Here is a 22,025-nt window from a genome sequence, read left to right as displayed (position 1 = left end):
AGAGGAGGGAGAGGTTTCCAATGAGTAATCAAGGTTGTATTAAATGTGGAAGTACAGATGCAGGAGAAAAGGATGTATCCATGACAGGATCAGGTCTATCAAAAATGATGGATGTACAAAACAATAAGTTCACCGTCGTTTATTGCAAAAACTGCGGGTATTCAGAGTTTTATAATCAGAACGCTTCCAAAGCGGGTAATATTCTTGACTTTTTCTTTGGAGGCTAAATATCTAATGAAATATGGTGAAATACTTAAAAGCTCTGAGTTTTACTCAGAGCTTTTTTAATGTTTTAAACAATTTTATAGTATTTTCTTTCAACCATACGATTTAAGAAATATTGGGAAATGATAGTAATGATGAACAATATAAGGATCAGTACACTGCTCACAGTCCATATCCCTTCGAGACCACTATTCCACAAAATAAAAATGATGATCCCGAAGACTGCCACTTCCAGTGCTAGGGGGACGATTCCAATAAACCTTCCTTTGAAAACTTCTCTCTCATCCGTCCAATTCAGCTTTGGACTGTACAAGTCGATCATAAGTCCAGCGATGCTTGCGACCCAGCCAGTAATTAAAGAAATAACAAACCAGAGCAGCCATATGGTAAATGGTACTTTAAGTACGATTAACGAGGCTAAGCTTAAAAGAAGTATGGAAAGAAAATTCATAAAGAATGAAACGAGCAGCTTACTTAAAATGACCGTTGATGATGGAATTGGTAAGTATAAATGGTTGAACCAGCTCTTTCCATCTCTAGAAATAGAAGAGAAGGAGGCTGGATTGATTCCTAATGTCACAACTGTGATCCCGAACATCCCGAGAATGACTTTCTTTCCTTCTATTTCACTGAGCTGCGTGCCCCATCCTGTCAAAGGTCCATTGGGGTCCAACATCATGACAATAATCAAGAATACAGGAAAGAAAAGACTCTGTACGACAATTTGTGTGAAGAATGTCGGTGTTCGGAAGATGATACGCATTTCTTTTTGCCATAAGCTCGTTAGTAGGGACTGCTGCTTCACATGCTTCTGAACTTTTTCTTCGTCAAACTCACTGCGCTTCCCGCCAGATAAACCTAATACACCTTTAAAGTATAACTTTTGTCCGACTGTAAGAAATAACACAATCGCTCCTAGAGATAAGGCGACAAACAGCAGGAAGTAAAAAGCTCCAGTCCAGGACCCTATATCTGTCAATGCAATACTACTGAAGTAAGCAGTGGGGAAGAATTTTGTAACAAGTTCAAGAAGAGCGTTTTGCTGTGTTAACATTTCCGCGACATCGCCTGTGCCAGAATCTAATCGTAGCAGTACATTAATTCCGATGGCAAAGGCAAACCCAAGTAGCCCAACAAGAACTTTCGTACGATCCTTATTTTTTGATATGTTAGCGAAACGCATGATAAACATCAGGACGATAGCAGTTAAAACGAAAGGTATAATCGGTGTCAAAGCCCATACAATTATCGCTAATAGGTAATATAGAGCTCCTGCTCCGCTATGTAACCCATAAAAAACGAGGGAAGGGAGCAGCAAGATCGTATTCAAACCATATAACGATAGAAATGGAACCGCTGATTTCCCGAACAAGATTTGATACGGTTGAAAAGGTAATGAAATAAAGGACTCCACATCTTCCGCGAAGTAAAAAGAACTGAGAACGGTTCCTATACTTGTGAAACAGAAAATAAAAGTCATCATCACGAACAATAATCCGAGAATGACCCCTTCGTTTCCTAGTGGTTCCAGGGCTGCATACATGTTTCCAATAATTCCTTGAATAAAAAATAAGATGAGCAGGCCGAACGGGATCATCATTAAACCAATAACAACAAACCCGAAAATTTCCATGCTGCTTTTGTTAGCCATGGACAACTGCATTTTGACCATGACACGCATCAATTTCCATGCTTTATTCATTTTGTGTCAACTCCAGGAACAATTGCTCCAAATTATCATCATCTTTGAATTGCTGTCTCATCTCAGCCATATTCCCCTTGAACTGTACATGGCCATTATTGATGATTGCGACTTCATCACACAACTGTTCCACTACTTCTAAAACATGTGTGGAAAAAAAGACGATCTTCCCTCTCCTAGCATGGTCTCGCATCATTTCCTTCAATGTGTAGGAGGACTTCGGATCCAGGCCCGTTAACGGTTCATCTAGAATCCATACGTCTGGATCATGAAGCAGTACTCCACTAACTACAATCTTCTGTCTCATTCCATGGGAGTAGGTCTGGATATGATCATTCAAAGCCTCATAAATGCCGAAGCTTTTGGTCAAATGCTCAATTTTTTCTTTGCGGATATCTTTAGGAACTTCGAAAACATCAGCGATAAAATTGAGGTACTCAATTCCTTTTAACCTGAGAAATATGTCTGACCGGTCCGGAACATACCCAAATTGATGCTTGGCCTTCATCGGTTCTTTCGCCACATCGATGCCATTCATAATGATTGAACCTTCATCAATGGGCAAAATCCCTGTCATCATCTTAATGGTCGTTGATTTTCCAGCCCCGTTCGGGCCGAGAAAGCCAAAGATTTTACCATCCGGAACAGAGAGGTCCAGGTCTTTCACTGCTTGTTTTCCTGCAAAACTTTTAGAGATACGATTGATTTCTATCATAGTTTCACCCTTTACCTAAGTTGCTTTTCTCTTTTCTGTACGAAAGAGCAGGGAGGAATGTTTCAATTTTCCAACGCCCAACGATTTATGGTTTATTTTCCGTTATTAAAGTATATGGCAGGATTACGGAAGGATTGAATTCGAGATGATACGGGGGTCGTTGCTTCCCCATCACCCCATCCACTCAACAAAAGTCTCGAAACTAAGCCTTCAAGTAAAGGGAGCTTCTACGAAAAGAACATGATATTTGTTCAATCATTTTAGAAAGAGGACCATATGATCTTCGTCTAAATAGCGGCCTGGTAATTTGATGGCTTTTACCTCTGTGCCGTACGTTTGGAAGCCGAGTTTTTTATACAATTCCTTTGCTGGGTGATTATCTGTAACCACGCTCAAATGAAGGACCTCAAGCTCAATGGCACGCGCAAATTGAATCAATTCGTTGATTAAGAGTTCTGCGCCACCTTTTCGTCTATGATCTTTGGTTATGTACATGGCTAGGATGGAAGCTTTGTGGGAAAACTTTGGGTGAGTTTCTTTCACTAAGGTAACAACCCCTGCGAGCGTCTCTTTAACAAAAAGCCCGAACGTCCGGGAAGTTTCACTTTCCAGTCTTTGTGCTATCGTCATAATGGGATTAGGCCTTTGTTTTTCTTGTTCATATGTAGTGATAAACGCATCAGGATTGGTAAGTAGCGCTTCCAGTCTTAAACGGTAATATTCTTCGGCATCGGATTGATTCAATTCGCGTACTTGCATAATAAATAACCTCCTTCGGTTGTTCCTAGACTAGCGAAAAACTATGGTAAAGTAAAGAGAGAACGTATCCAATGACTGAGGTGATCTCATGACTGAAAAGGAAAAGATGCTGGCAGGCGAATTGTATAAATCCTGGGACGATGAGTTAATGATGGAACGGTCACGCGCAAAGCAATTGACGTACCAATTGAACCAGACGAAAGATACAGAAGACCATTATCGTAAGCAGCTCATACAAGACCTTTTCGGAACGATTGAAGGGGAGATGGGACTCGAACCCCCATTTTATTGTGATTATGGTTACAATATTCATGTAGGGGACGGTTTTTTTGCTAATTGCAACTGCGTATTTCTGGATGTATGTGAGATTCGTATCGGGCGAAGAGTACTGATTGGTCCGAATGTTCAATTGTACACGGCCACTCATCCAATGGATCGAGAAACAAGGGCGAGTGGGTTGGAGTCAGGCAGACCGATTACCATTGGTGATGATGTTTGGATTGGAGGAAGTGCTGTCATCAACCCAGGAGTGACCATTGGAGATAATGTCGTAATTGGCTCAGGAGCAGTGGTAACGAAGGATATCCCGCCGAACGTGTTTGTAGCTGGTAACCCTGCGAAGGAAATTCGAAGAGTAGACTGAATTTGAAAGGGTAGTCGTTCCTCCAATTTTTCGTTATCATACTAGAGGATACATGCATACGTAATAGAAAAAGAGAGGATTGAGCAAATGATCAAACGTAAGAGTCAAAGAGAAATCGAAAAGATGCACGAAGCAGGAAAGCTTCTTGCAAGTGTTCATAAACAATTGCGCACGTTCATTAAACCTGGAGTAACTACAATGGAAATTGAGAATTTCGTTGAAAAGTACTTAGCTGAACGTGGAGCCACTGGGGAACAGAAAGGGTACCAGGGGTATGAATTTACAACATGTGCTTCCATCAATGATGAAATCTGTCATGGATTCCCACGCCAGGAAAAATTGAATGAAGGCGACATCGTAACCATTGATATGGTCGTTAACCTGAATGGTTTCCTTGCAGATTCAGCGTGGACTCATGCAGTAGGTGAGGTTAGTGAAGAAGCACAAAAGTTAATGGATGTAACAAAGACTTCTCTTTATAAAGGGATTGAGCAAGCTGTTCCTGGGAACCGCATTGGCGATATCGGTCATGCCATCCAGTCCTATGCAGAAGGAGAAGGCTATTCTGTAGTCCGTGACTTCACAGGACACGGTATTGGTGATTCCATTCATGAAGATCCTTATATTCCTCACTTTGGTGCTGCGGGAAAAGGAGCACGCCTGAAAGAGGGTATGGTCATTACGATTGAACCAATGATTAACATTGGAGCATGGGGCAGCCAGATGGATGAAAACAACTGGACAGCTCGTACCATCGACGGTTCGCTTTCTGCCCAATATGAGCATACCATTGCCATTACAAAAGAAGGACCTTTCATTCTAACTGAACAAGACGAAGAATAAGCAAAAAGAAGGCTCTCCATTGAGCCTTCTTTTTTTATTGATGAATATGGCAGGATTCTTGAAGACTCAGTTTCGAGACCTTTCGGGGGTCGTTGCGATTTTGAGCGTGAGGGTGGCTGGGAAGCACCTCGCTTTCCTGTGGGGGAGTGGCGAGCTTCCTCCGGCGGTCTGAGCACTAAGGGATCTCGCCTATATCCTTTCTCCCACGGGAGTCTCGCAGCTTCCCAACCACCCCTTTCAATGTAAGGGAGAAACGAGCCCTTGTACCAAGTTGGAGGGTCTTCCATTATCCAACTGTTAGAGGTATAAAGCGCTGTGGATTAGGCTTTTAAGTGTTATGGAGGTGTTCTATAACCTACTTCCCATAATTATATGAGCTGACCTTTTGGTAGTGGTTTCGAGGATCTTCCTTGGCAAAGGGGCGGAGGGGAATGGCGAGACTCCTGCGGGAAAAAAGTGCAGGGTGAGACCCCACAGGACGCAGTCCGAGGAGGCTCACCGCGCTCCCGCGGAAAGCGAGTTATTCCCCGCAGCCCCATCCACTCAACAAAAGTCTCGAAAATGAGTCTTCAACAAACGGGAGCGTTAGTGAAGGAAGGTTGTTTTATTTGGGTAATAAAAAAACTCCCCTATAAAGGGGAGTTTTTCATACGTTCTTATTTTTGAACGTTAGCTGCTTGTGGTCCACGCTGACCTTCTTCAATTTCGAAAGTTACAACTTGTCCTTCTTCAAGAGACTTGAAACCTTCTTCTTGAATAGCAGAGAAGTGTACGAAGACGTCGTCTTGACCTTCTACTTCGATAAATCCAAAACCTTTTTCTGCGTTAAACCATTTTACTGTACCTTCAACCATGTACGTTACCTCCTGCGTGGAAAAATTCCACATTGTATTACTATTCTTGCTCTTTTCAAGTTCCATCAAGACGACATCTTTCGAAACATCTTCTCTTGCATGAATCTGATCGAACAACGAATAATTAACCTTAGTATAACAGATGGCCTAAAGGAATGAAAGCCCTGTGAAGAAAAAGTTTTCCCAACTACTGGGAATGTTCACTCCTGGGTCTGTGTGAGGTAGGCTTGATTCATTAAGGAGAATAAAGCCTTCTCTACAATGGCATCCACCTCAGTATTTTGAATACGAGCTAGGTCATAGAGAGGGCGTCCTTGTTCTAATAAATGTTCAACGATTAGGTAGCCCGTGTAATTGGCTTCTTTTTCGAAACCAGAAGCGCCTGTGCCTTTTGTAAACGAATAAAGGGCTTCATAATCGGTGCGGTGGAGGTGCGGTTGGATGTTCATCATGACACGGTTTGGTTCGCGGCTGCATTTCTCCTGTTCCCAACATAATGGGAAGTCGATCATCCCACTCTCTTCAAGAACTTCTTCGGTCGTGTGGGCTGCCATCCCTTCCTGGAAGATCAACTGCCCTAGTGTTCTTGTATGGCTTGGGGCAAGTCCGGATTGGGCACAGTGGACGACGCGGGTTAGTTCTTGAATTAATCGAGTCCTACTGGATGTGAGTTCGACAGGGAAGCAAAGGGTGTAATGCTGGTTCTTCTCCATAATAAATGGATCGGTTTCAAAAGTTCCTACAAAAAACATGACGGTCATTCTTACAGGCGAGGTACAGTGGAGAATTTGTTTTATGGAATCTACATAACCATTCACTTCTAGAGGTCCAATATCGAAATATTGGATTTTGTCATAGACTTGTTCGTATCTATTCCATGCGTATTCAATCATTTCTTTAGCTAATTGTCCTTGTTGATAGCCGGGCGGGGTGTAGGGAAAATCGTACTGATCGGTCCATAACTCATAGCGTTTGTGCAAGGGTGTTTGGGAGGCTTGGTCATAAAACGTAAGGAAACGATCCAACATTTGTTTGCATTTGACATCATCCATGATGATCCCTCCGTATGTTTAAGTTTTAGTTAAGAATTCCAGGCGTTTCTTCCAAACGGTGTGAGCATCTTTACCTATCCAAATCAAATGACTATCGGAGTCGACTTCATAAATCTCGCATTCAGGCACGGAAGACTTCAACAATAGAGCATTTGTATACGGCACACTGCGATCCTTCTGTGAATACATACCAAGAACAGGGACCTGGATGGCGCTAATATCCGGGGTTTTGTGGTCAAGATCTGTAATAAACCCTTTTCCGGACTGGGAAGTCGCAAGCATATCCAAAATGAAACGGCGGTCATTAGGGGTAAGGTTATCCAAGTAATCTTCAACATTCTCTGTTGTCAAATCAGCAAGCAATTGTTTTAACACCAAGTCAGGAAAGAATCTCAGCATGGTTCGGAGACTGCTCCAAACAAATTTCTCTGCTGGTCCAAAAAGGACCGTGGCTCTCTTTTTTATATCCCTTTCCCACGAAGTGAGGAGCGCTGCTTCAAGCAGCAAGCGGTCCACACGGTCTGGGTGGTGAACGGCTAAAGCGATGCCTGTAGGACCAGCTGCCGATATAGAGATGACATTCACTTTTTCAAGTTGGAGATGGTCAAGTACTTCGACAATTGTATCGGCAAAATCCTCGGGCGTGCGGCCTGTGGAGAGCTCTGTATAATCGTAGCCGGGACGAGAAATGGTGAGTAACGAAAAACCTTCATAAATCAGACTGCTGTGAGATAAGTCTGTATCCCTTGTGGAGTGTCCACCTTTCAATAACAAAACAGGAGGGCCGGACCCTTTATATGTAAACTCCACTATTCCTTTGGATGTATCGAGGAGCATCGTCGTCAATGGGTTCATCCCTTTCTCTCTTCGTTTTTCCATACATTCAATATAAGCTATAATGAAAGAAAATGAAACATCAGACGATTCTGAAAAAGGAGGTTAAAAAATGAGAATTGTGTCGATTTGTCCAAGCAATACTGAAATTGTCGCTTATCTTGGGCAGACCCGCCTGTTGGTTGGTGTCGATAATTATTCTGATTATCCTGAAGAAGTGGAACACCTTCCGAAGCTTGGTCCGGATTTATCCATTGATATCGAAAAGGTCGCTTCTCTGAAGCCGGACCTTGTTTTAGCATCCTTGTCTGTCCCTGGAATGGAAAAGAATATTGAAGGGTTGGACGAATACGGCCTGCCCTATATCATATTGAATCCGAATACGTTATATGAGATTTCTGAAGATATTCGTCGTGTAGGGAAAGCGATTGGAGTGGAAGAAAAAAGCCATCATCATGCGGATGCTTTTCTGAGAGAAATCGATGAATTCAGACACCAGTCCAAAAAGAGAGAGGAAAAGCCTTCTTTATATTGGGAATGGTGGCCGAAACCGGTATTCACACCGGGGAAGTTGAATTGGCTGAATGAAATCAGTGAACTTGCTGGCGGGGTTAACCTCTTCTGTGATCAGGAAGTAGCCAGCTTTCAAACGGATTGGGAGGAAGTGAAAAAACGCGATCCTGATCATATATGTATGGTGTGGGTAGGGGTAAAGGAAGAAAAAATGAATCCTGTCCTCATTAAGAAGAGACCAGGGTGGTCGGAACTTAGAGCAGTAAAGCACGATCATATACATGTCCTGGAAGAATCCCTTTTTTGCCGGCCAAGTCCACGTTTATTGGAAGGTCTAAGGAAAATTTCTGCTGTGGTTAAACATAAAGACAGCAAGTGAGGAACTCACTTGCTGTTTAGTGAAGCTTCCGTTTATGTTTCGGGACAGCTAAGTCTTTGAAATTAGCGGCGAGGTCGTTCAATTGTTTTGAGAGAAGTTCTCCTTCCATCGGTAGCCCGTGACCGGTAATGGCTACGGAAGGATGAAGAGAGGCGAGTTCTTTGACTGACTTTTCTGCTTCCTCCCAGTTATGAGTGAAATAGGCAGGGGGACCATGCACGTGCTGGTGTTGAATAAACACAGCCATACTTGATTCCTGTTTGACTGTAATGAATGCATCTCCGGCAATGAGAGTCTTGTCCTTATCTCGAAACAGGGCGATATGTCCCGGTGTATGTCCTGGAGTGTGAATAAAGCGCCACTCTTCAAGGAAAGGGATTGACCCATCGTTTGGAAGCGGATGGATGTATTTACTTAAATCGGCCTGGTGAGTGGGGAAGAACGGCGATAAAAGTGAAAATAGCCCACCCCCGACGGTTGCATCCCCTACAGGGTAATCTCGTTTACCTGTGACATAATCCATCTCCATCGGATGAATATAAATGGGGACCTTCCATTCCTGTGCCAATTGTTTTGCTGACCCAACATGATCGAAATGGCCATGCGTTAGAATAATGGCTTTCGGTTTTGCTCGTCCGTATCTCTTTTCCGCTGCTTCCATAATCCGTTTACAATAATGACCAATTCCACAATCTATGAGGACCCAATCATCAGCACCCTCTTTACCAATAAAGATAACATTGACAATCAGCGTACGGTAAAAGGCGATATCATCTAATACTTGTTCCGCTTCTGCATGCCCCATATGATATTCTTCGTTCGACTGATCCCCACGTTCTATTTGGTCCATGCTCATCACCTCAATATCCCATTGTTTTTATTTAGTGTAAGTCAGAGTAGGCGAATTATTCACCGTCCTTTTGTTAATTAGGACTGGTCCGTTCATGCTGGTGCCAGGCATCACAACATGGTCTTCAGGTGCCAGGCTTTATATGAAGAAAGGAACAAAAAGACCGCCTCTTTATGGAAAGAGACGGTTTTTTATCTGTTAATTCGCTTTATCGAGTGGCTGAACCTTTGCTTGCTTTGGGGTCAGTGTTTTCCCCGTTATTCCAAATAAAATGGTGAGTAACGGACTGAGTAGGCAGAAGAAAGCAAATGGAAGGTATTCAAGAACAGGTACACCGAGTACACCTGATAAGAAGACACCACACACGCTCCAAGGTACAAGCGGATTGATGACGGTTCCAGCGTCTTCTAAAGTTCTGGATAAGTTCTTCCTTGCTAGTCCTGCTTTTTCATAAATGTCCTGGTAAGCTTCTCCTGTAAGCAAGATGGACAAATACTGTTCACCAATGGCAATGTTGATTCCTATTGCTGTAAACGCAGTGGACAGCGTAGCGGATCTTGCCGATTTTAACGACTCCTGTACGCGGGTCAAAATCGAAGGAATGATTCCGGTAACAAAGAACAGTCCCCCAAGAGCTAGGGCAAGAATAACTAGAGATACCGTGAAGAGCATGCCGTTCATTCCACCTCGTGTCAAAAGTTCGTTGACTATATCATTCCCGGAATCTCCCTGGAAGCCGTCAAACCATGTCCCGAAGAGAGCGCCCCACTCCAGGACACCGCGGAAGCCGGCGATTAGTGTGGCGACAATGCTGCTGATGGCAAGGGATAGAAAAGCCGGGCGTTTAGTGACTGTCATAAGCACAAGTAAAGCCAATGGAATCCATGAGGTCCAGTGCATCAAGCCTGTTTCACTAAGACCGGCTTGGAAGGTGTTCAGTTGCTCAACGTCTGGTCTTCCATCTGGAGACAGAATCATGAACAGGATAAAAGTAATCACAAAAGCAGGAACCGTTGTCCAGGCCATGTTTTTAATGTGGTCAAACAAGTCGACTTTAACAACCGTTGATGCCAGGTTGGTCGTATCGGATAGGGGGGACATTTTGTCACCGAAGAATGCCCCGGATACAATGGCTCCAGCTGTCATGGCTAAGGATACATCCATCGATTGAGCGACACCAATGAGCGCTACCCCAACCGTCGCTGCTGTTGTGAATGAGCTGCCTAAGGCAACACCGACAACAGCTGTTACAGCAAATACAATCGCTAAAAACCATGGGCCTCCAGCTAGAAGAAAACCTGCATTCATCAATACAGGAATGGTTCCGCTTGCCATCCAGGTCGCAATGAGGACACCAATGACAAAGAATAGCAGGACAGCCCCCATTCCTGTCTGCGCTCCTTGAGTCATCCCGTACTGTAGATCTTTAAAGCTCATTTTTTTCAAGGACCCATAGGCGATCATAATAAGGATTCCGATCAGGATCGGGATATGTGGAACGGTTTGTACTTCAATAATGAAATAACTGATCATTCCAATGGTTACAAGTAATAGCAATGTTGATTCAATGATGCCTGGTAGCTTTTTTGGCTGCAGGTGAAGCATATGAATTCCCCCTCAATGTTTATTATTCTGTACTTTCTGGGCTGGTTTATAAAAAAAGTGAAAGCCCCGCCCCTGAACAAACAGGGACGAAGCTTTCACTCCGCGGTACCACCCTTGTTGGTAAATTTCTTTACCCACTCTGCTGGTGTATCACTTGGTCTGGAATTCTGTAATTCGATGGAAGGAGGCCCAAGTTCACACCACCCACTTGGTCTCTGTTCTGCTGCTCTCGAACCATCTACTTCGGAATTCATGATACGATCTATTCTTTTTTACTTAAACGCTTTTAAGCAGTGAAGTAATGTGAGTTCATCATAGAATATTTTTCATGAGATGTCAACGAATTTTTTTGCAAGGCTTTGCTTCAAAATGTACCGCTCGTTGTGTATAATAGTGGAAATTTGGATGGACAGGGGGAGGAAGGATGGAACCACAAGCTATTCGCACAACGGCTTCTTCTACTCGTATACATATGATTAGAAAAGGGATGATTGCGGGTTTCCCGATCATGCTGGGGTATTTACCAATCGCTTTGACTTATGGAGTCTTAGCGAGTCGGACGGGTATGACGAATCTTGAGCTTACATTGATGAGTGTCCTTGTGTTCGCTGGCGCTGCTCAATTTCTAGCGGTAGGGATGGTAGCGGCAGGGACAGGGATGATCGAAATCATTATTGCTACATTTGTTCTGAATTTCAGGCATTTTGTCATGAGTTTATCTTTCGTCAACCGTTTGAAAGGTGTGGCCCTGAAAGCAAAACTTCCTCTCTCCTTAGGTTTGACGGATGAAACTTTCACGATGTCCGCTCTGTATAAGGATGAAGCAAGAGAGAAATATGGAGGCTTCTTTTATGCTTCTTTAATATTGACCGCTTATTTATCATGGGTGGGAGGGTCTTATCTTGGTGGTGTTTTAGGTGATGTTATGCCGGCGAGGTTAAGTGACAGCATGGGGGTAGCCTTATATGCGATGTTCATTGGACTCCTGATTCCTTCCGTAAAAAAGAATTTTAAAATTGCCGGCATCGCTGTACTCGCCATGTTGATTAATTTTATTTGTCAAACTTGGGGAATGACTCAAGGCTGGGCCATTGTTATGGGCACTGTTCTTGCAGGCTTCAGCGGAGTTTGGATTCTTGAGGATGAGGAGGTGACAGAATGATCATTTGGATGGTTATCGGGATGGCCGTAGTCACAGCTGTTCCGAGGTTTTTACCCGCATTGATTGTAGGTTTTGTCACTTTTCCTAAATGGGTGGACCGATGGCTCAACGCCATTCCTTATGCTGCTCTCGGAGCACTGATTTTTCCAGGAATTATGTCAGTGAAGCCTGATGCACCTCAAATTGGTGTGATTGCAGGTTTGGTAGGTATTTTACTGGCATGGTTGAATGTCCATATCATCTTCGTTGTACTTGGAGCGATTACCTCTGTATTCTTAATGACTTTATAATCACACCTGCCCAGAAGGTGCATATCGTATAGGGATACTTCCGAGAAAGGAATTGATCGTTATGCACCGACAATTTGGTTTTCCTTTCGGGCAGATTTTCGGATTTCCAACCCCAAATCAAGGGGGGCAATTCGGCCCGGGCCAACCACCTCCTGGACCTCCCCCAGGTGGACCACCTTTTGGAGGCGGGCAAGGACAGCCGCCATTTGGCGGAGGACCTGGAGGACCCGGAGGACCGGGTGGGCCCGGTGGTCCTGGCATCCAGCTTCCACCCCCACCGGATCAGCCGCCTAGTTCACAAGGGGCTTCCCTGTTTGCTGTAGACCCAGGGTCATTATATGGCTGCCTCTATCGATACACATGGATCACTCTCGTTAACGGTCGCTCGTTTTGGTTCTACCCGACATTCATCGGCCGCACTTCTGTAGCCGGATACCGTTGGCAGCGCCGTCGCCGTCAGTGGGTTTATACTGGCTTCGATACACGACAAATTTCTAGTTTCCAATGTAGATAAACCGCAAATAAAAGGTGATGCCACCCTTGGCATCATCTTTTTGTTACAATAGAAAGTAATTAGAGGAAGAAGGGACGATCCATATGCCTGAAGTAAGAGCTGCCCGCTTTGAGGATGCTGAAACGATCGCTGAAATTCATGTGAAGAGTTGGAAATCAACATATAAAGATTTAATCGATGAGAGGGATTTAAGCAATACGACGGTTGAACATCGGATTGCGCTTTGGGAAACGGTTCTTAGAACTCCTGTAAATGGTCAAATTGCCTATGTGATTGAAAATGATCATGGGGAAGTCGTCGGCTTTGTTTCTGGTGGAAAAGAAAGGACAAAGAACTATGGCTATGACGGGGAAATCTATGCGATTTACTTGCTGGATGAGTATCAGGGGAAGGGGTATGGCAAAGAAATGCTCCGGGTATTTTCAAATGGGATGCTTGAAGCTGGCTATCAGTCCCTTCTTGTATGGGTACTGACCAATAACCCTTCCAGTCAATTTTACATAAAGTATGGAGCAGATCCTGTAGAGGCCGAAAGAGTCACAATCGGTCAAGGAACTTATGAAGAGACGGCTTATGGTTGGGGTGAGTTGAAAAGCCTGACCGACCGTCTGGCATAAACGGGATGATATCTGTCAAAAAAGCCTGCCGTCAACGGCAGGCTTTTTATGTTTCTTCTTCTTCGTAGGGTTCAATATGGATGTGGGCGTAACTGATATTTTTTTCTTTTTCTAATCGTTCTTCTACTTCATCAGTGATCTCGTGACCTTCCTGGACAGTAATATCAGGGTTTACGTGAATCGTAGCTTCGACAAGTGTTTTATTTCCCTGCATCCGTGCTTTGACATCTTTAACGGCCCAAACGTCGGGATGATCGGATATGCTTTCACGAATGTGTTCAATTCCTTCTTCATCATAACCATCCGTCAGGCTGTGGGTGGCGTCGACAAAAATGTCCCAAGCTGTTTTGCAAATAATGAGGCCAACAACCAAGCCGGCAAGAGGATCCAACCAGAAAATGCCGAACTGAGAACCGAAGATACCGATGCTTGCTCCGACACTTACTAAAGCATCTGACCGATTATCCTGAGCAGCCGCATATAAAGCATTGCTATCCACTTTCTTCGATAAATTCAAGTTGTACCGGTAAACACCATACATAATAAAGGCTGCCACTAAAGCCGTCCATGCCGTGAGCATTGAAGGCTCACTGGCTTTTTGTTGGATAATATCCTGAACCGTACCGATGATCACTTCAATTCCGACAGTCATCATAATAAAGGCTGCGATGAGAGATGCAATCGTTTCTGCGCGGAAATGTCCGTAATGATGATCCTCATCCGGTGGCTTCCTGGAAATTTTCAGCCCGATCAAAACAGCCACGGATGCAATGACGTCAGTCGTATTGTTTAACCCATCTGCTCTGAGTGCTTCAGAGTTTCCTATGGAGGCGATAATCAATTTTGTTGTTGCAAGGACAAGGTATGCAATAATACTTACCCAAGCCCCACGTTCCCCTTTTTTCAAATTTGCATAGTCATTCATGGACTTTTACCTCCAGATCGATCAATTAGGCTTGATATAGCTTACCAAATAGAAGTTCAGTGGGTCTAGAGAAAAAAAGCTTTCCATGTTCATGTTAATTGCCTATACGCAAAAAAGCTTAATATGGAGTTATTGTAAAGATTTATAAAATATCTCGAATTTAAGATTCTTGAGTTTGAGTTTTAATTCAAGCGGGTATATAGTATCTGTGAATCCTGATCGTATCTTAGGAAACAATAAACAGGCATTCTTGGATTCCAATAGTATGCAAAAGGAGAGATTTTAGTGGCAAACGTAAAATTAGCGATCATTTACTACAGTTCTACAGGTACGAACTACAAAATGGCGCAATGGGCGGAAGATGCAGCTAAACAAGAAGGGGCAGAAGTGAAGCTGGTACGTGTCCCAGAGTTAGCTCCTATGGAAGCAATTGAACAGAATCCTGCATGGAAAGAACATTACTTAGCTACAAAAGATGTAGTTCCAGAGGCTAAAATTGACGACCTTGATTGGGCGGACGCTGTAATATTCAGTGTACCTACCCGCTTTGGTAACGTTCCAGGCCAAGTGAAACAATTTATGGATCAGGCGGGCGGACTATGGTTCCAAGGAAAACTTGTGAACAAGGTGGTCAGTGCGATGACATCTGCACAAAACGTACACGGTGGTCAAGAAGCAACTCTCTTGAACTTTTACACTACAATGTTCCATTGGGGTGCCATCATTGCTGCTCCAGGTTACACGGATGATGCCGTGTTCGCTTCTGGAGGAAACCCATACGGTACGAGTGTAAGCGTAGATGGAGAAGGGAATATGAAAGAAGAAGTAGAAGACGGTGTACGTCATCAAGTGAAACGTACAATAGATGTGGCAAGTAAATTCATTAACTAAATAAAGAGTGAAGAGTATGGGACCTTTTGAGTTTCATACTCTTTTTTTATAAAGAGCTTCCATGAAATTAGTATTGAGAACGATCGGGGTATTATATAGGAAGTTTGAGGAATGAGGGATTTTTGGGGAGTATTATGGTGAAAAGCCTATCATGGCTATTCTTTCTTCTAAATGTGACATCGATAAGTGAGTGAATCTTATATTTTTCGAGAATATCGAAGTTCTCACAGAACTCTTTTAGGGATTTAGTAACTATTTTGCGAAAGTAAATCATGACGAACCCCTCTGGCAATAGGGCTGAGAGGTTTAAAATTTTTAAATATGGGAAACATAATACTAAATATTCAGAAAACTTGTTGCGAAATTCTATTATATCCTGCATAATGAAAAAAAGCATGAAGGGGGTAGTCTCATGAGAAAGCAAAAGATTGATTATGTTATCCGTCGCCACCCCGAGTACAAAGGGAAAGAGATTACGGCAAAGAGAGAGTTGTCCTTTGGAATACAGTTAGCCTCACGTCTGCTTTTAGATCAACTAAGTTATCAGTTTAATAAGGAACGGCTAGATAGGGAAATCAATCAGGCCATTGATAACGATGACCGCGATGAATTCGAACGTTTAAGTTTTCAATATCAACCCTTTACATGGGAATAAGATAGAACCGTTGCTGATGCAGCGGTTTTTTTTGCGAAGTTTTAGGTCATGAAGAAGGAGGAAAATATGGATAGGAAAGCTCTCCTATGCCCAGAAAGAACTCGTCAAGGAACTGTCTGCTACAAATCAAGAAGTAAATGACTGAGTTTTAGGAAAACAGCTTTATGACAAGGATCAGATATACAACATCTTTCTGTGAATGTTATAGTAAGGGTACCATCATAGACTAGGAAGGTAATACAATTGAAAAAAGTATGGATTTTAACATTATTATGTCTCAGCTTGACTGCTTGTTCTCTCGCATCATCGGGGGACGAACAAGAGGCGAAAGAAGATGCTCCCGCGTCTTCCCAAAAAGAGGCGGAAAAGAACGCTTCTGAGAAGGAAGATCACACCTCTTCAGGTGAAGGAAAAGAGCAGGCACCTACGGACCAGAAGAAAGATTCACCCTCTGCTAAGACGGAAAAAGATAAAGTTTTGGAGGACGGAACAGTCGAAGTAGGAGACCCCGATAGTTTACAGGTGGTCGTCAACAAAAACAGGAAGCTGCCGGGTGATTATGTGCCCGAAGATTTGACTGTCCCAAATGTACCTTTTTATTTCCAAGAAGACCACCCGAAAAAACAGATGAGAGAAGAAGCAGCTCGTGCATTAGAAGAACTTTTCGAAGCTGCTGAAGAGGATGGAATTGAGTTAGTAGCAGCTTCAGGCTACCGTTCCTATGAGCGTCAAAAAAGGATTTATGAAAGAAATGTAGAAGTTTATGGCAAAGAGGAAACAGATACATTCTCAGCTCAGCCTGGTACGAGCGAACATCAAACAGGTCTAGCTATGGATGTTACTTCTGCTCAGGTAGCATTTAAACTGGAGCAATCCTTCGGTAAAACAACAGAGGGAGAATGGCTTGCCGAGCACGCCCATGAGTACGGATTTATCATCCGTTATAGAGAAGGGGCCAAAGATATCACAGGTTACATGTATGAACCCTGGCATTTGAGGTACGTAGGGAAAGAGGTCTCTTCAGATGTCCATGCACAGGCCGTAACGTTAGAGGAGTTTTTTGGTCTTTACCCTTCGGCTGAATAAAAAAAGCCATTTCTCCATGAAGAGAGAAATGGCTTTTTTTTAATAACAGATACCAACGCGGTGAGCTAAGAATTCTTTCTTTTTTAATTCTTCATAAGCAAAGAATGCTGTATCTGCCACGGTAATCTTTTTGCCGTCTTCCGGGAGTAAATCACGCTCAAATCGGATATTGCCGTGTCGTTCTCCATCAGGCAAATAAGTCGGGCAGATGATGGTCCAGTCCAGCTGACTTTTCTGTAAAGCTTCATATACTTTAACATGTTCTTCTGCTGCAAATGTTTTCTTTCGTTTGGATTCATTGGTCTGGTAGCGGTATTTCCCTTTTTCGAACCTGCTGTTCAGAATGCCTGCCGTTCCGATTGTGACGATACGCTTGATCCCTTCTTCTTTCATCGCTTTAACGATTAAGAGGGAACTCTTTGATAGTGTGTCTGTTTTATCTGTGTTCAAGGCACTGATCACCGCATCACAACTGGCAATGGTCTTTTTGACGTCCTCTTCATTTTTCGCATTGCCAATTACGAACTCCACTCCAGGAATAACTTCCATCGCCTGTTTTTCATCACGAACAAGGGCTTTTACTTCCAACCCATCACCTAATGCTAATCGTACAATTTCAGATCCGACTCTTCCTGTGCCACCGAATACTGCAAGTTTCATTAAACCACCTCAAAGAATTGTAAAGTTTGATTTTGAATACGTAAAATTTGAAAATCTTTTGCTATGCTTGTCTAAAAAAGAGTATTGATGGGGGTTATGACCATGAAAAGGAAACCCGTTTGGAGCTGGATGCTCTATGATTTTGCTAATTCAGCTTTTGCAACGACCATCATGGCTGCTGTGTTACCTGTATTCTATTATGATGTAGCAGCTAAAGGTGTTCAAGAATCTTTGGCTGCAAGCTATTGGGGATATTCCCAATCCATAGCCGTTTTAATCGTTGCAATTCTTGCTCCAATTCTTGGGGCAATCAGTGATTACTCCGCAGCGAAGAAAAGTTTTTTGATGTTCTTTGCCTATATGGGTATGATTTCCAGCGTCTTGCTTGCCTTTGTCGGGGAAGGGGATTTCATCTTTGCCTCGATATTATTAATCGTGGGTACGATTGGTTTTTCAGGTGCGAATGTGTTCTATGATGCCTTTTTACCGGAAGTGGCTAAAGAGGAAGATATAGACCGGGTTTCTGCAGCTGGATTTACGTTAGGATATGTCGGGGGTGGGGTCCTGCTTGCCATCAACCTGCTCATGATTATGAAGTATGAGTGGTTCGGGCTTCCGAATACCTTGGTCGGTACGAAACTTGCTTTTGTATCTGTTGGGCTTTGGTGGTTTATTTTTTCCATCCCCCTCATGAAAAACATTGTAGAGGAAAAGAAGACCCAGCAAGAAAGAGAACGCTCTTATGTGTCCATCGGCTTTCAGCGGCTTGGTCGGACATGGAAAGAATTGAAGCAGTTTAAGCAGCTCCTCATCTTTTTATTGGCGTTTTGGCTTTATAACGATGGGATTTCTACCATTATAAAAATGGCCACGATTTACGGAAGGGATATTGGGATTGATAGCACTTCTCTGATTACAGCTTTACTCATCACTCAATTCGTTGGAATTCCCTGCACATTCTTCTTCGGTTGGCTGGCAGGGAAAATAACGCCTAAACGTGCACTCATGGTATCATTGTCTATTTATTTGGTCATCGTAGCACTTGGGTATTTTATGACATCGGCCCTTCATTTTTACATCCTGGCTGTGTGCGTAGGTTTCGTTCAAGGCGGCGCTCAAGCTTTAAGCCGTTCCATTTTTGGAAGAATGGTTCCAGGAGACCGTCATGCGGAGTTTTTCGGTTTTTACGGGATCTCTTCAAAATTCGCTGCCATATTTGGACCGTTTGCCTTCGCACTTGTCGGGCAATTAACAGGATCGAGCCGTCTTGGGATTCTATCGCTCGTTTTCTTCTTTATTGTTGGTATGGTCCTTTTATATTTGCTTGATGTAGAAAAAGGGGTAGAGCAGGCGGAGGCCTACACCCGCTCAGAAGATGAATCCGTCATTCGTTCGTAGTTACACAATCGGTTGACTGTACTGGTTCACCAGCATTTTCTCAAGGGGCTCACCGGTATCATACGAAATGTTTCCAACAATTTCTTTTATGTGATCCAAAGTCCCCGGGGAACCTGTTTTCCAATACTCGAAAATATATTGAAATAGAAGGATGCCTTCGTTCTTCGCTTGTTTATATAAATCCAAAAAGGATTCCGTACGTTTTTCTTTTGTTGCAGGGTGGTACCACTCCTTATGGCTCTCATTCAAGAAATCTCTATTTTTATTAATGGGCTGATGGGAGAACGAAGATACGAGTGCTCCAAACCATCGATTCTTCCACTTCCAAGGGTCATACAACACCCTTTGAGCCGCCTGTATATGGGAGAAAGATTCTTGAATCACTTTTTTCCTATGTCTGGTCGTGACTTCAGGATAATGATCGGAAAGTAAAGAATGCATAAATGAACAAATGGGACGGATTTGCTTTCCGATTTTTATTTTCTTATGGACAGGGTTTTTCCATGTTTCTAGATTCCTCTCACGTGCGAGCATGACTGTATCTAAGAGTACTTCAAGTTCTTGGTGTTTATTTTCTTCATAGCCTGCATGATAGTGAATGTAAGGATGAGTATGGCGGTCAAGTACATGGTGGCTTGCAAAGCCCAGAATAAAGGCTTGTAATGAGTTTTTCTCTGACTTTCCTCGTTCAATCATATCCAATAAAAAGGGACCGCAATTTTCCGTATGCATCAGCATCCCGATTTTGGCTACCTCTTTGTCTGGTAGAAAAGGCAGGAAGTTATGATAAAAAAACGGATCAGGACCCTGGGCTCCCATATGTAAAGGGGCTGAAGAAGTTTCTAAAAGGTCTTCCCTTTCAAGCTCCTCGCATAACTGGTCCACAAACAGTATATGTGTCCATATATTAGGCATCTTCATTCTCCATTCTTTATAAGAATTTGTTCCGCTAACTGGCAGAATTGTTGAAGACTCAGTTTCGAGATGTTTCCAGGGTTCGTTGCCTTGTTGGGCGTCAGGGGTGGTTGGGAAGCGAGCTATTCCCCGTAGCCCTCATCCACTCAACACTTCTCGAAACTGAGTCTTCAAGTAAAGGGAGCTTTAATGATATTGTGGATCCATAAAAAAGAGCCTTTTTGCAAAGGCTCTTTTCACCACTTATTACCCACTTGAGAGATCAAGCAAGGAAGGACGATATGTACCTTTGCTTGATGGATTCATTATACATAAATATCTGAAAAATGTAAATAATCAGACTTGTGACTTGAAGAAAATTGTCAAAAAGAGAGAGCTTCTGGTGATTGTTCAAAAGATTCTTGATACAATGAAAGGGCATGCAATGATTTGATCAAAGGGAGGATATTCATGGATTATCGCATTGAAAAAGATACCATAGGAGAAATCAAAGTACCGAGCGAAAAGTTTTGGGGAGCTCAAACACAGAGAAGTAAACAAAACTTTCCCATCGGCGATGAAAAAATGCCGAAAGAAGTTGTCGAGGGCTTTGCGATCCTAAAAAAAAGCGCGGCCAAAGCAAATGCAGCACTTGGGTTGCTTGAAGAGGAAAAAGCAGACGCTATCGCTTATGCAGCGGATCTCATTATTGCTGGAGAACTTGACGAGCATTTCCCTCTTGTCGTCTGGCAGACAGGGAGCGGGACGCAATCGAACATGAATGTGAATGAAGTTATCGCTTACGTCGGTTCCCAATGGCTGGAGGAGAAAGGTAGTGAAACACGTCTCCATCCGAATGATGATGTAAATAAATCTCAAAGTTCGAATGATACTTATCCGACAGCGATGCATATTGCATCGGTCAGAAAGATCGAGGATGTCGTTCTTCCAGCCTTGATCCAATTCAAACATACATTACAAGAAAAAATGGAAGCGTTTAACGATATCGTTAAAATCGGCCGTACTCACTTACAGGACGCCACTCCATTGACACTTGGTCAGGAAATTAGTGGTTGGCACCGCATGCTAGAAAAAACAGAAAAAATGCTTATTGAAAGCACGGAATACGTAAAAGAGCTTGCCATCGGTGGGACCGCAGTGGGTACGGGATTGAATGCCCACGAAGATTTTTCCGAGCAGGTAGTGGCTCAAATTAACGAGGCAACAGGAAAAGGCTTTATTTCTGCACCGAATAAATTCCATGCGCTTACTTCCCATGACGAACTCGTCCACACGCATGGCGCTTTGAAAGCCTTGGCTGCTGATCTTATGAAAATAGCCAATGATGTGAGGTGGCTTGCGAGTGGTCCGCGTTGCGGCATTGGTGAAATTACCATTCCAGCCAATGAACCGGGGAGTTCCATTATGCCGGGTAAAGTGAACCCTACACAAAGCGAAGCTGTCACAATGGTTGTGGCTCAGGTTATGGGGAATGATGCTACGATTGGTTTTGCGGCGAGTCAGGGGAACTTTGAACTGAACGTATTTAAACCAGTGATCGCTTATAATTTCTTGCAGTCTGCCCAACTTCTCGCAGACAGCATTGTTTCTTTCGACGAACGTTGTGTGAGCGGACTGGAGCCGAATCATGAACAAATTGAAAAGTATCTTCGTGATTCCTTAATGCTAGTCACAGCTCTTAACCCTCATATTGGATATGAAAATGCAGCCAAAATCGCAAAAACAGCTTTTGAAAAAGATCAAACATTGAAAGAAACATCAGTTGAGCTTGGTATTCTCACGGAAGATCAATTTGAGGAGTATGTGGATCCTAAAGCGATGACAAAGCCGAACGCGAAGTGATTTTTTTGTTGTTAGCCATGTTTATTAGCCTAATATAATTTCTCCAGTAATTACCACCTGTTTTTTTGACATAAAAACAACCAGACCGACCCATAC

The 22,025-nt window shown here is 43.2% G+C and carries 24 protein-coding genes; 13 read left to right on the top strand and 11 right to left on the bottom strand.

The annotated features are described in order from the left end of the window. Nucleotides 1-20: 20 nt before the first annotated feature. Nucleotides 21-227 carry a zinc ribbon domain-containing protein gene (locus tag K2225_RS05995; protein WP_220583901.1) on the top strand — a complete coding sequence of 69 codons (207 nt, stop codon included), beginning with the start codon at nucleotides 21-23 and terminating at the stop codon, nucleotides 225-227. Nucleotides 228-292: 65 nt separating this feature from the next. On the opposite strand, the gene K2225_RS05990 is transcribed toward K2225_RS05995, so the two are convergent. From K2225_RS05990 to K2225_RS05980, 3 genes are all read right to left on the bottom strand, one after another. Next, a complete protein-coding gene (locus tag K2225_RS05990) occupies nucleotides 293-1,927 on the bottom strand; it encodes a putative ABC transporter permease subunit (protein WP_220583900.1) in 1,635 nt (544 codons plus the stop codon). Then, a complete protein-coding gene (locus K2225_RS05985; RefSeq protein WP_220583899.1) occupies nucleotides 1,920-2,642 on the bottom strand; it encodes an ABC transporter ATP-binding protein in 723 nt (240 codons plus the stop codon). The genes K2225_RS05990 and K2225_RS05985 overlap by 8 nt, the downstream gene beginning before the upstream one ends. 255 nt (nucleotides 2,643-2,897) lie before the next feature. Then, nucleotides 2,898-3,401 (bottom strand): GNAT family N-acetyltransferase, encoded by a 504-nt coding sequence (locus tag K2225_RS05980; protein WP_220583898.1) that lies wholly within the window; start codon nucleotides 3,399-3,401, stop codon nucleotides 2,898-2,900. Between the two features lie 88 nt (nucleotides 3,402-3,489). Here K2225_RS05980 and K2225_RS05975 point away from each other — a divergent pair, with 88 nt between their 5' ends. Together K2225_RS05975 and map are read left to right on the top strand one after the other, a co-directional pair. After that, complete coding sequence (locus K2225_RS05975; RefSeq protein ID WP_220583897.1) at nucleotides 3,490-4,044, top strand: sugar O-acetyltransferase; 555 nt, start codon at nucleotides 3,490-3,492, stop codon at nucleotides 4,042-4,044. A gap of 87 nt (nucleotides 4,045-4,131) precedes the next feature. Continuing rightward, a complete protein-coding gene (gene map / locus K2225_RS05970; protein WP_220583896.1) occupies nucleotides 4,132-4,887 on the top strand; it encodes a type I methionyl aminopeptidase in 756 nt (251 codons plus the stop codon). Between the two features lie 656 nt (nucleotides 4,888-5,543). Here map and K2225_RS05965 read toward each other — a convergent pair. From K2225_RS05965 to K2225_RS05955, 3 genes are all read right to left on the bottom strand, one after another. Further along, nucleotides 5,544-5,741 carry a cold-shock protein gene (locus K2225_RS05965; RefSeq protein WP_035510016.1) on the bottom strand — a complete coding sequence of 66 codons (198 nt, stop codon included), beginning with the start codon at nucleotides 5,739-5,741 and terminating at the stop codon, nucleotides 5,544-5,546. Nucleotides 5,742-5,941: 200 nt separating this feature from the next. Further along, nucleotides 5,942-6,793, bottom strand: coding sequence for a hypothetical protein (locus K2225_RS05960; protein WP_220583895.1), 852 nt, complete (start codon nucleotides 6,791-6,793; stop codon nucleotides 5,942-5,944). An 18-nt stretch (nucleotides 6,794-6,811) separates the two neighbouring features. Continuing rightward, a complete protein-coding gene (locus K2225_RS05955) occupies nucleotides 6,812-7,648 on the bottom strand; it encodes an alpha/beta fold hydrolase (protein ID WP_255574237.1) in 837 nt (278 codons plus the stop codon). 91 nt (nucleotides 7,649-7,739) lie between these two features. On the opposite strand from K2225_RS05955, the gene K2225_RS05950 reads away from it, so the two are divergent. Further along, the gene (locus K2225_RS05950) at nucleotides 7,740-8,519 is read left to right on the top strand and encodes a cobalamin-binding protein (RefSeq protein ID WP_220583894.1); all 780 of its coding nucleotides are present in this window, start codon (nucleotides 7,740-7,742) and stop codon (nucleotides 8,517-8,519) included. A gap of 16 nt (nucleotides 8,520-8,535) precedes the next feature. Here K2225_RS05950 and K2225_RS05945 read toward each other — a convergent pair whose 3' ends face one another. After that, the gene (locus K2225_RS05945; RefSeq protein WP_220583893.1) at nucleotides 8,536-9,369 is read right to left on the bottom strand and encodes an MBL fold metallo-hydrolase; all 834 of its coding nucleotides are present in this window, start codon (nucleotides 9,367-9,369) and stop codon (nucleotides 8,536-8,538) included. A gap of 198 nt (nucleotides 9,370-9,567) precedes the next feature. Continuing rightward, complete coding sequence (nhaC, locus tag K2225_RS05940; RefSeq protein ID WP_220583892.1) at nucleotides 9,568-10,974, bottom strand: Na+/H+ antiporter NhaC; 1,407 nt, start codon at nucleotides 10,972-10,974, stop codon at nucleotides 9,568-9,570. A 424-nt stretch (nucleotides 10,975-11,398) separates the two neighbouring features. On the opposite strand from nhaC, the gene K2225_RS05935 reads away from it, so the two are divergent. The 4 genes from K2225_RS05935 (at nucleotide 11,399) to K2225_RS05920 (ending at nucleotide 13,557) form a co-directional block, all read left to right on the top strand. Then, nucleotides 11,399-12,136, top strand: a complete 738-nt coding sequence (locus K2225_RS05935; protein ID WP_220583891.1) for an AzlC family ABC transporter permease — start codon at nucleotides 11,399-11,401, stop codon at nucleotides 12,134-12,136. After that, a complete protein-coding gene (locus K2225_RS05930) occupies nucleotides 12,133-12,426 on the top strand; it encodes an AzlD domain-containing protein (RefSeq protein ID WP_220583890.1) in 294 nt (97 codons plus the stop codon). The genes K2225_RS05935 and K2225_RS05930 overlap by 4 nt, the downstream gene beginning before the upstream one ends. A 61-nt stretch (nucleotides 12,427-12,487) precedes the next feature. Next, on the top strand, nucleotides 12,488-12,940 hold the full coding sequence (locus tag K2225_RS05925; RefSeq protein WP_167506185.1) for a hypothetical protein: 453 nt from the start codon (nucleotides 12,488-12,490) through the stop codon (nucleotides 12,938-12,940). A gap of 83 nt (nucleotides 12,941-13,023) precedes the next feature. Continuing rightward, a complete protein-coding gene (locus K2225_RS05920) occupies nucleotides 13,024-13,557 on the top strand; it encodes a GNAT family N-acetyltransferase (RefSeq protein ID WP_220583889.1) in 534 nt (177 codons plus the stop codon). A 46-nt stretch (nucleotides 13,558-13,603) separates the two neighbouring features. On the opposite strand, the gene K2225_RS05915 is transcribed toward K2225_RS05920, so the two are convergent. Then, the gene (locus tag K2225_RS05915; RefSeq protein ID WP_220583888.1) at nucleotides 13,604-14,482 is read right to left on the bottom strand and encodes a cation diffusion facilitator family transporter; all 879 of its coding nucleotides are present in this window, start codon (nucleotides 14,480-14,482) and stop codon (nucleotides 13,604-13,606) included. Nucleotides 14,483-14,767: 285 nt separating this feature from the next. On the opposite strand from K2225_RS05915, the gene wrbA reads away from it, so the two are divergent. From wrbA to K2225_RS05900, 3 genes are all read left to right on the top strand, one after another. After that, entirely contained in the window at nucleotides 14,768-15,373 is a 606-nt protein-coding gene (gene wrbA, locus K2225_RS05910) for an NAD(P)H:quinone oxidoreductase (protein ID WP_146814329.1), read from the top strand. Between the two features lie 412 nt (nucleotides 15,374-15,785). Then, nucleotides 15,786-16,028 carry an IDEAL domain-containing protein gene (locus K2225_RS05905; RefSeq protein ID WP_220583887.1) on the top strand — a complete coding sequence of 81 codons (243 nt, stop codon included), beginning with the start codon at nucleotides 15,786-15,788 and terminating at the stop codon, nucleotides 16,026-16,028. A 243-nt stretch (nucleotides 16,029-16,271) separates the two neighbouring features. Then, a complete protein-coding gene (locus tag K2225_RS05900) occupies nucleotides 16,272-17,114 on the top strand; it encodes a M15 family metallopeptidase (RefSeq protein WP_220583886.1) in 843 nt (280 codons plus the stop codon). A 39-nt stretch (nucleotides 17,115-17,153) separates the two neighbouring features. On the opposite strand, the gene K2225_RS05895 is transcribed toward K2225_RS05900, so the two are convergent. Next, on the bottom strand, nucleotides 17,154-17,774 hold the full coding sequence (locus tag K2225_RS05895; RefSeq protein ID WP_220583885.1) for an NAD(P)-dependent oxidoreductase: 621 nt from the start codon (nucleotides 17,772-17,774) through the stop codon (nucleotides 17,154-17,156). 102 nt (nucleotides 17,775-17,876) lie between these two features. Here K2225_RS05895 and K2225_RS05890 point away from each other — a divergent pair, with 102 nt between their 5' ends. Next, nucleotides 17,877-19,172 (top strand): MFS transporter, encoded by a 1,296-nt coding sequence (locus K2225_RS05890; protein ID WP_220583884.1) that lies wholly within the window; start codon nucleotides 17,877-17,879, stop codon nucleotides 19,170-19,172. Here the strand turns inward: K2225_RS05890 and K2225_RS05885 are convergent, their stop codons facing one another. Next, nucleotides 19,173-20,087 (bottom strand): zinc dependent phospholipase C family protein, encoded by a 915-nt coding sequence (locus tag K2225_RS05885; RefSeq protein WP_220583883.1) that lies wholly within the window; start codon nucleotides 20,085-20,087, stop codon nucleotides 19,173-19,175. A gap of 450 nt (nucleotides 20,088-20,537) precedes the next feature. Between K2225_RS05885 and fumC the strand changes: the two genes are divergently transcribed. Further along, entirely contained in the window at nucleotides 20,538-21,929 is a 1,392-nt protein-coding gene (gene fumC / locus K2225_RS05880; protein ID WP_220583882.1) for a class II fumarate hydratase, read from the top strand. Nucleotides 21,930-22,025 lie beyond the last annotated feature (96 nt).

The sequence above is a fragment of the Halobacillus sp. Nhm2S1 genome (assembly GCF_019599545.1).
Taxonomy (GTDB): domain Bacteria; phylum Bacillota; class Bacilli; order Bacillales; family Halobacillaceae; genus Halobacillus.
Note: the sequence above shows the minus strand (reverse complement) of the source record. Positions and strands in the feature narration are given on the sequence as shown.

What these genes read in the sequence shown, in the direction of transcription:
- K2225_RS05995 (WP_220583901.1), top strand. Translation starts at nt 21, where the DNA reads ATGAGTAATCAAGGTTGTATTAAATGTGGAAGTACAGATGCAGGAGAA.
- K2225_RS05990 (WP_220583900.1), bottom strand. Translation starts at nt 1,927, where the DNA reads ATGAATAAAGCATGGAAATTGATGCGTGTCATGGTCAAAATGCAGTTG.
- K2225_RS05985 (WP_220583899.1), bottom strand. Translation starts at nt 2,642, where the DNA reads ATGATAGAAATCAATCGTATCTCTAAAAGTTTTGCAGGAAAACAAGCA.
- K2225_RS05980 (WP_220583898.1), bottom strand. Translation starts at nt 3,401, where the DNA reads ATGCAAGTACGCGAATTGAATCAATCCGATGCCGAAGAATATTACCGT.
- K2225_RS05975 (WP_220583897.1), top strand. Translation starts at nt 3,490, where the DNA reads ATGACTGAAAAGGAAAAGATGCTGGCAGGCGAATTGTATAAATCCTGG.
- map (WP_220583896.1), top strand. Translation starts at nt 4,132, where the DNA reads ATGATCAAACGTAAGAGTCAAAGAGAAATCGAAAAGATGCACGAAGCA.
- K2225_RS05965 (WP_035510016.1), bottom strand. Translation starts at nt 5,741, where the DNA reads ATGGTTGAAGGTACAGTAAAATGGTTTAACGCAGAAAAAGGTTTTGGA.
- K2225_RS05960 (WP_220583895.1), bottom strand. Translation starts at nt 6,793, where the DNA reads ATGGATGATGTCAAATGCAAACAAATGTTGGATCGTTTCCTTACGTTT.
- K2225_RS05955 (WP_255574237.1), bottom strand. Translation starts at nt 7,648, where the DNA reads ATGAACCCATTGACGACGATGCTCCTCGATACATCCAAAGGAATAGTG.
- K2225_RS05950 (WP_220583894.1), top strand. Translation starts at nt 7,740, where the DNA reads ATGAGAATTGTGTCGATTTGTCCAAGCAATACTGAAATTGTCGCTTAT.
- K2225_RS05945 (WP_220583893.1), bottom strand. Translation starts at nt 9,369, where the DNA reads ATGGACCAAATAGAACGTGGGGATCAGTCGAACGAAGAATATCATATG.
- nhaC (WP_220583892.1), bottom strand. Translation starts at nt 10,974, where the DNA reads ATGCTTCACCTGCAGCCAAAAAAGCTACCAGGCATCATTGAATCAACA.
- K2225_RS05935 (WP_220583891.1), top strand. Translation starts at nt 11,399, where the DNA reads ATGGAACCACAAGCTATTCGCACAACGGCTTCTTCTACTCGTATACAT.
- K2225_RS05930 (WP_220583890.1), top strand. Translation starts at nt 12,133, where the DNA reads ATGATCATTTGGATGGTTATCGGGATGGCCGTAGTCACAGCTGTTCCG.
- K2225_RS05925 (WP_167506185.1), top strand. Translation starts at nt 12,488, where the DNA reads ATGCACCGACAATTTGGTTTTCCTTTCGGGCAGATTTTCGGATTTCCA.
- K2225_RS05920 (WP_220583889.1), top strand. Translation starts at nt 13,024, where the DNA reads ATGCCTGAAGTAAGAGCTGCCCGCTTTGAGGATGCTGAAACGATCGCT.
- K2225_RS05915 (WP_220583888.1), bottom strand. Translation starts at nt 14,482, where the DNA reads ATGAATGACTATGCAAATTTGAAAAAAGGGGAACGTGGGGCTTGGGTA.
- K2225_RS05905 (WP_220583887.1), top strand. Translation starts at nt 15,786, where the DNA reads ATGAGAAAGCAAAAGATTGATTATGTTATCCGTCGCCACCCCGAGTAC.
- K2225_RS05895 (WP_220583885.1), bottom strand. Translation starts at nt 17,774, where the DNA reads ATGAAACTTGCAGTATTCGGTGGCACAGGAAGAGTCGGATCTGAAATT.
- K2225_RS05890 (WP_220583884.1), top strand. Translation starts at nt 17,877, where the DNA reads ATGAAAAGGAAACCCGTTTGGAGCTGGATGCTCTATGATTTTGCTAAT.
- K2225_RS05885 (WP_220583883.1), bottom strand. Translation starts at nt 20,087, where the DNA reads ATGCCTAATATATGGACACATATACTGTTTGTGGACCAGTTATGCGAG.
- fumC (WP_220583882.1), top strand. Translation starts at nt 20,538, where the DNA reads ATGGATTATCGCATTGAAAAAGATACCATAGGAGAAATCAAAGTACCG.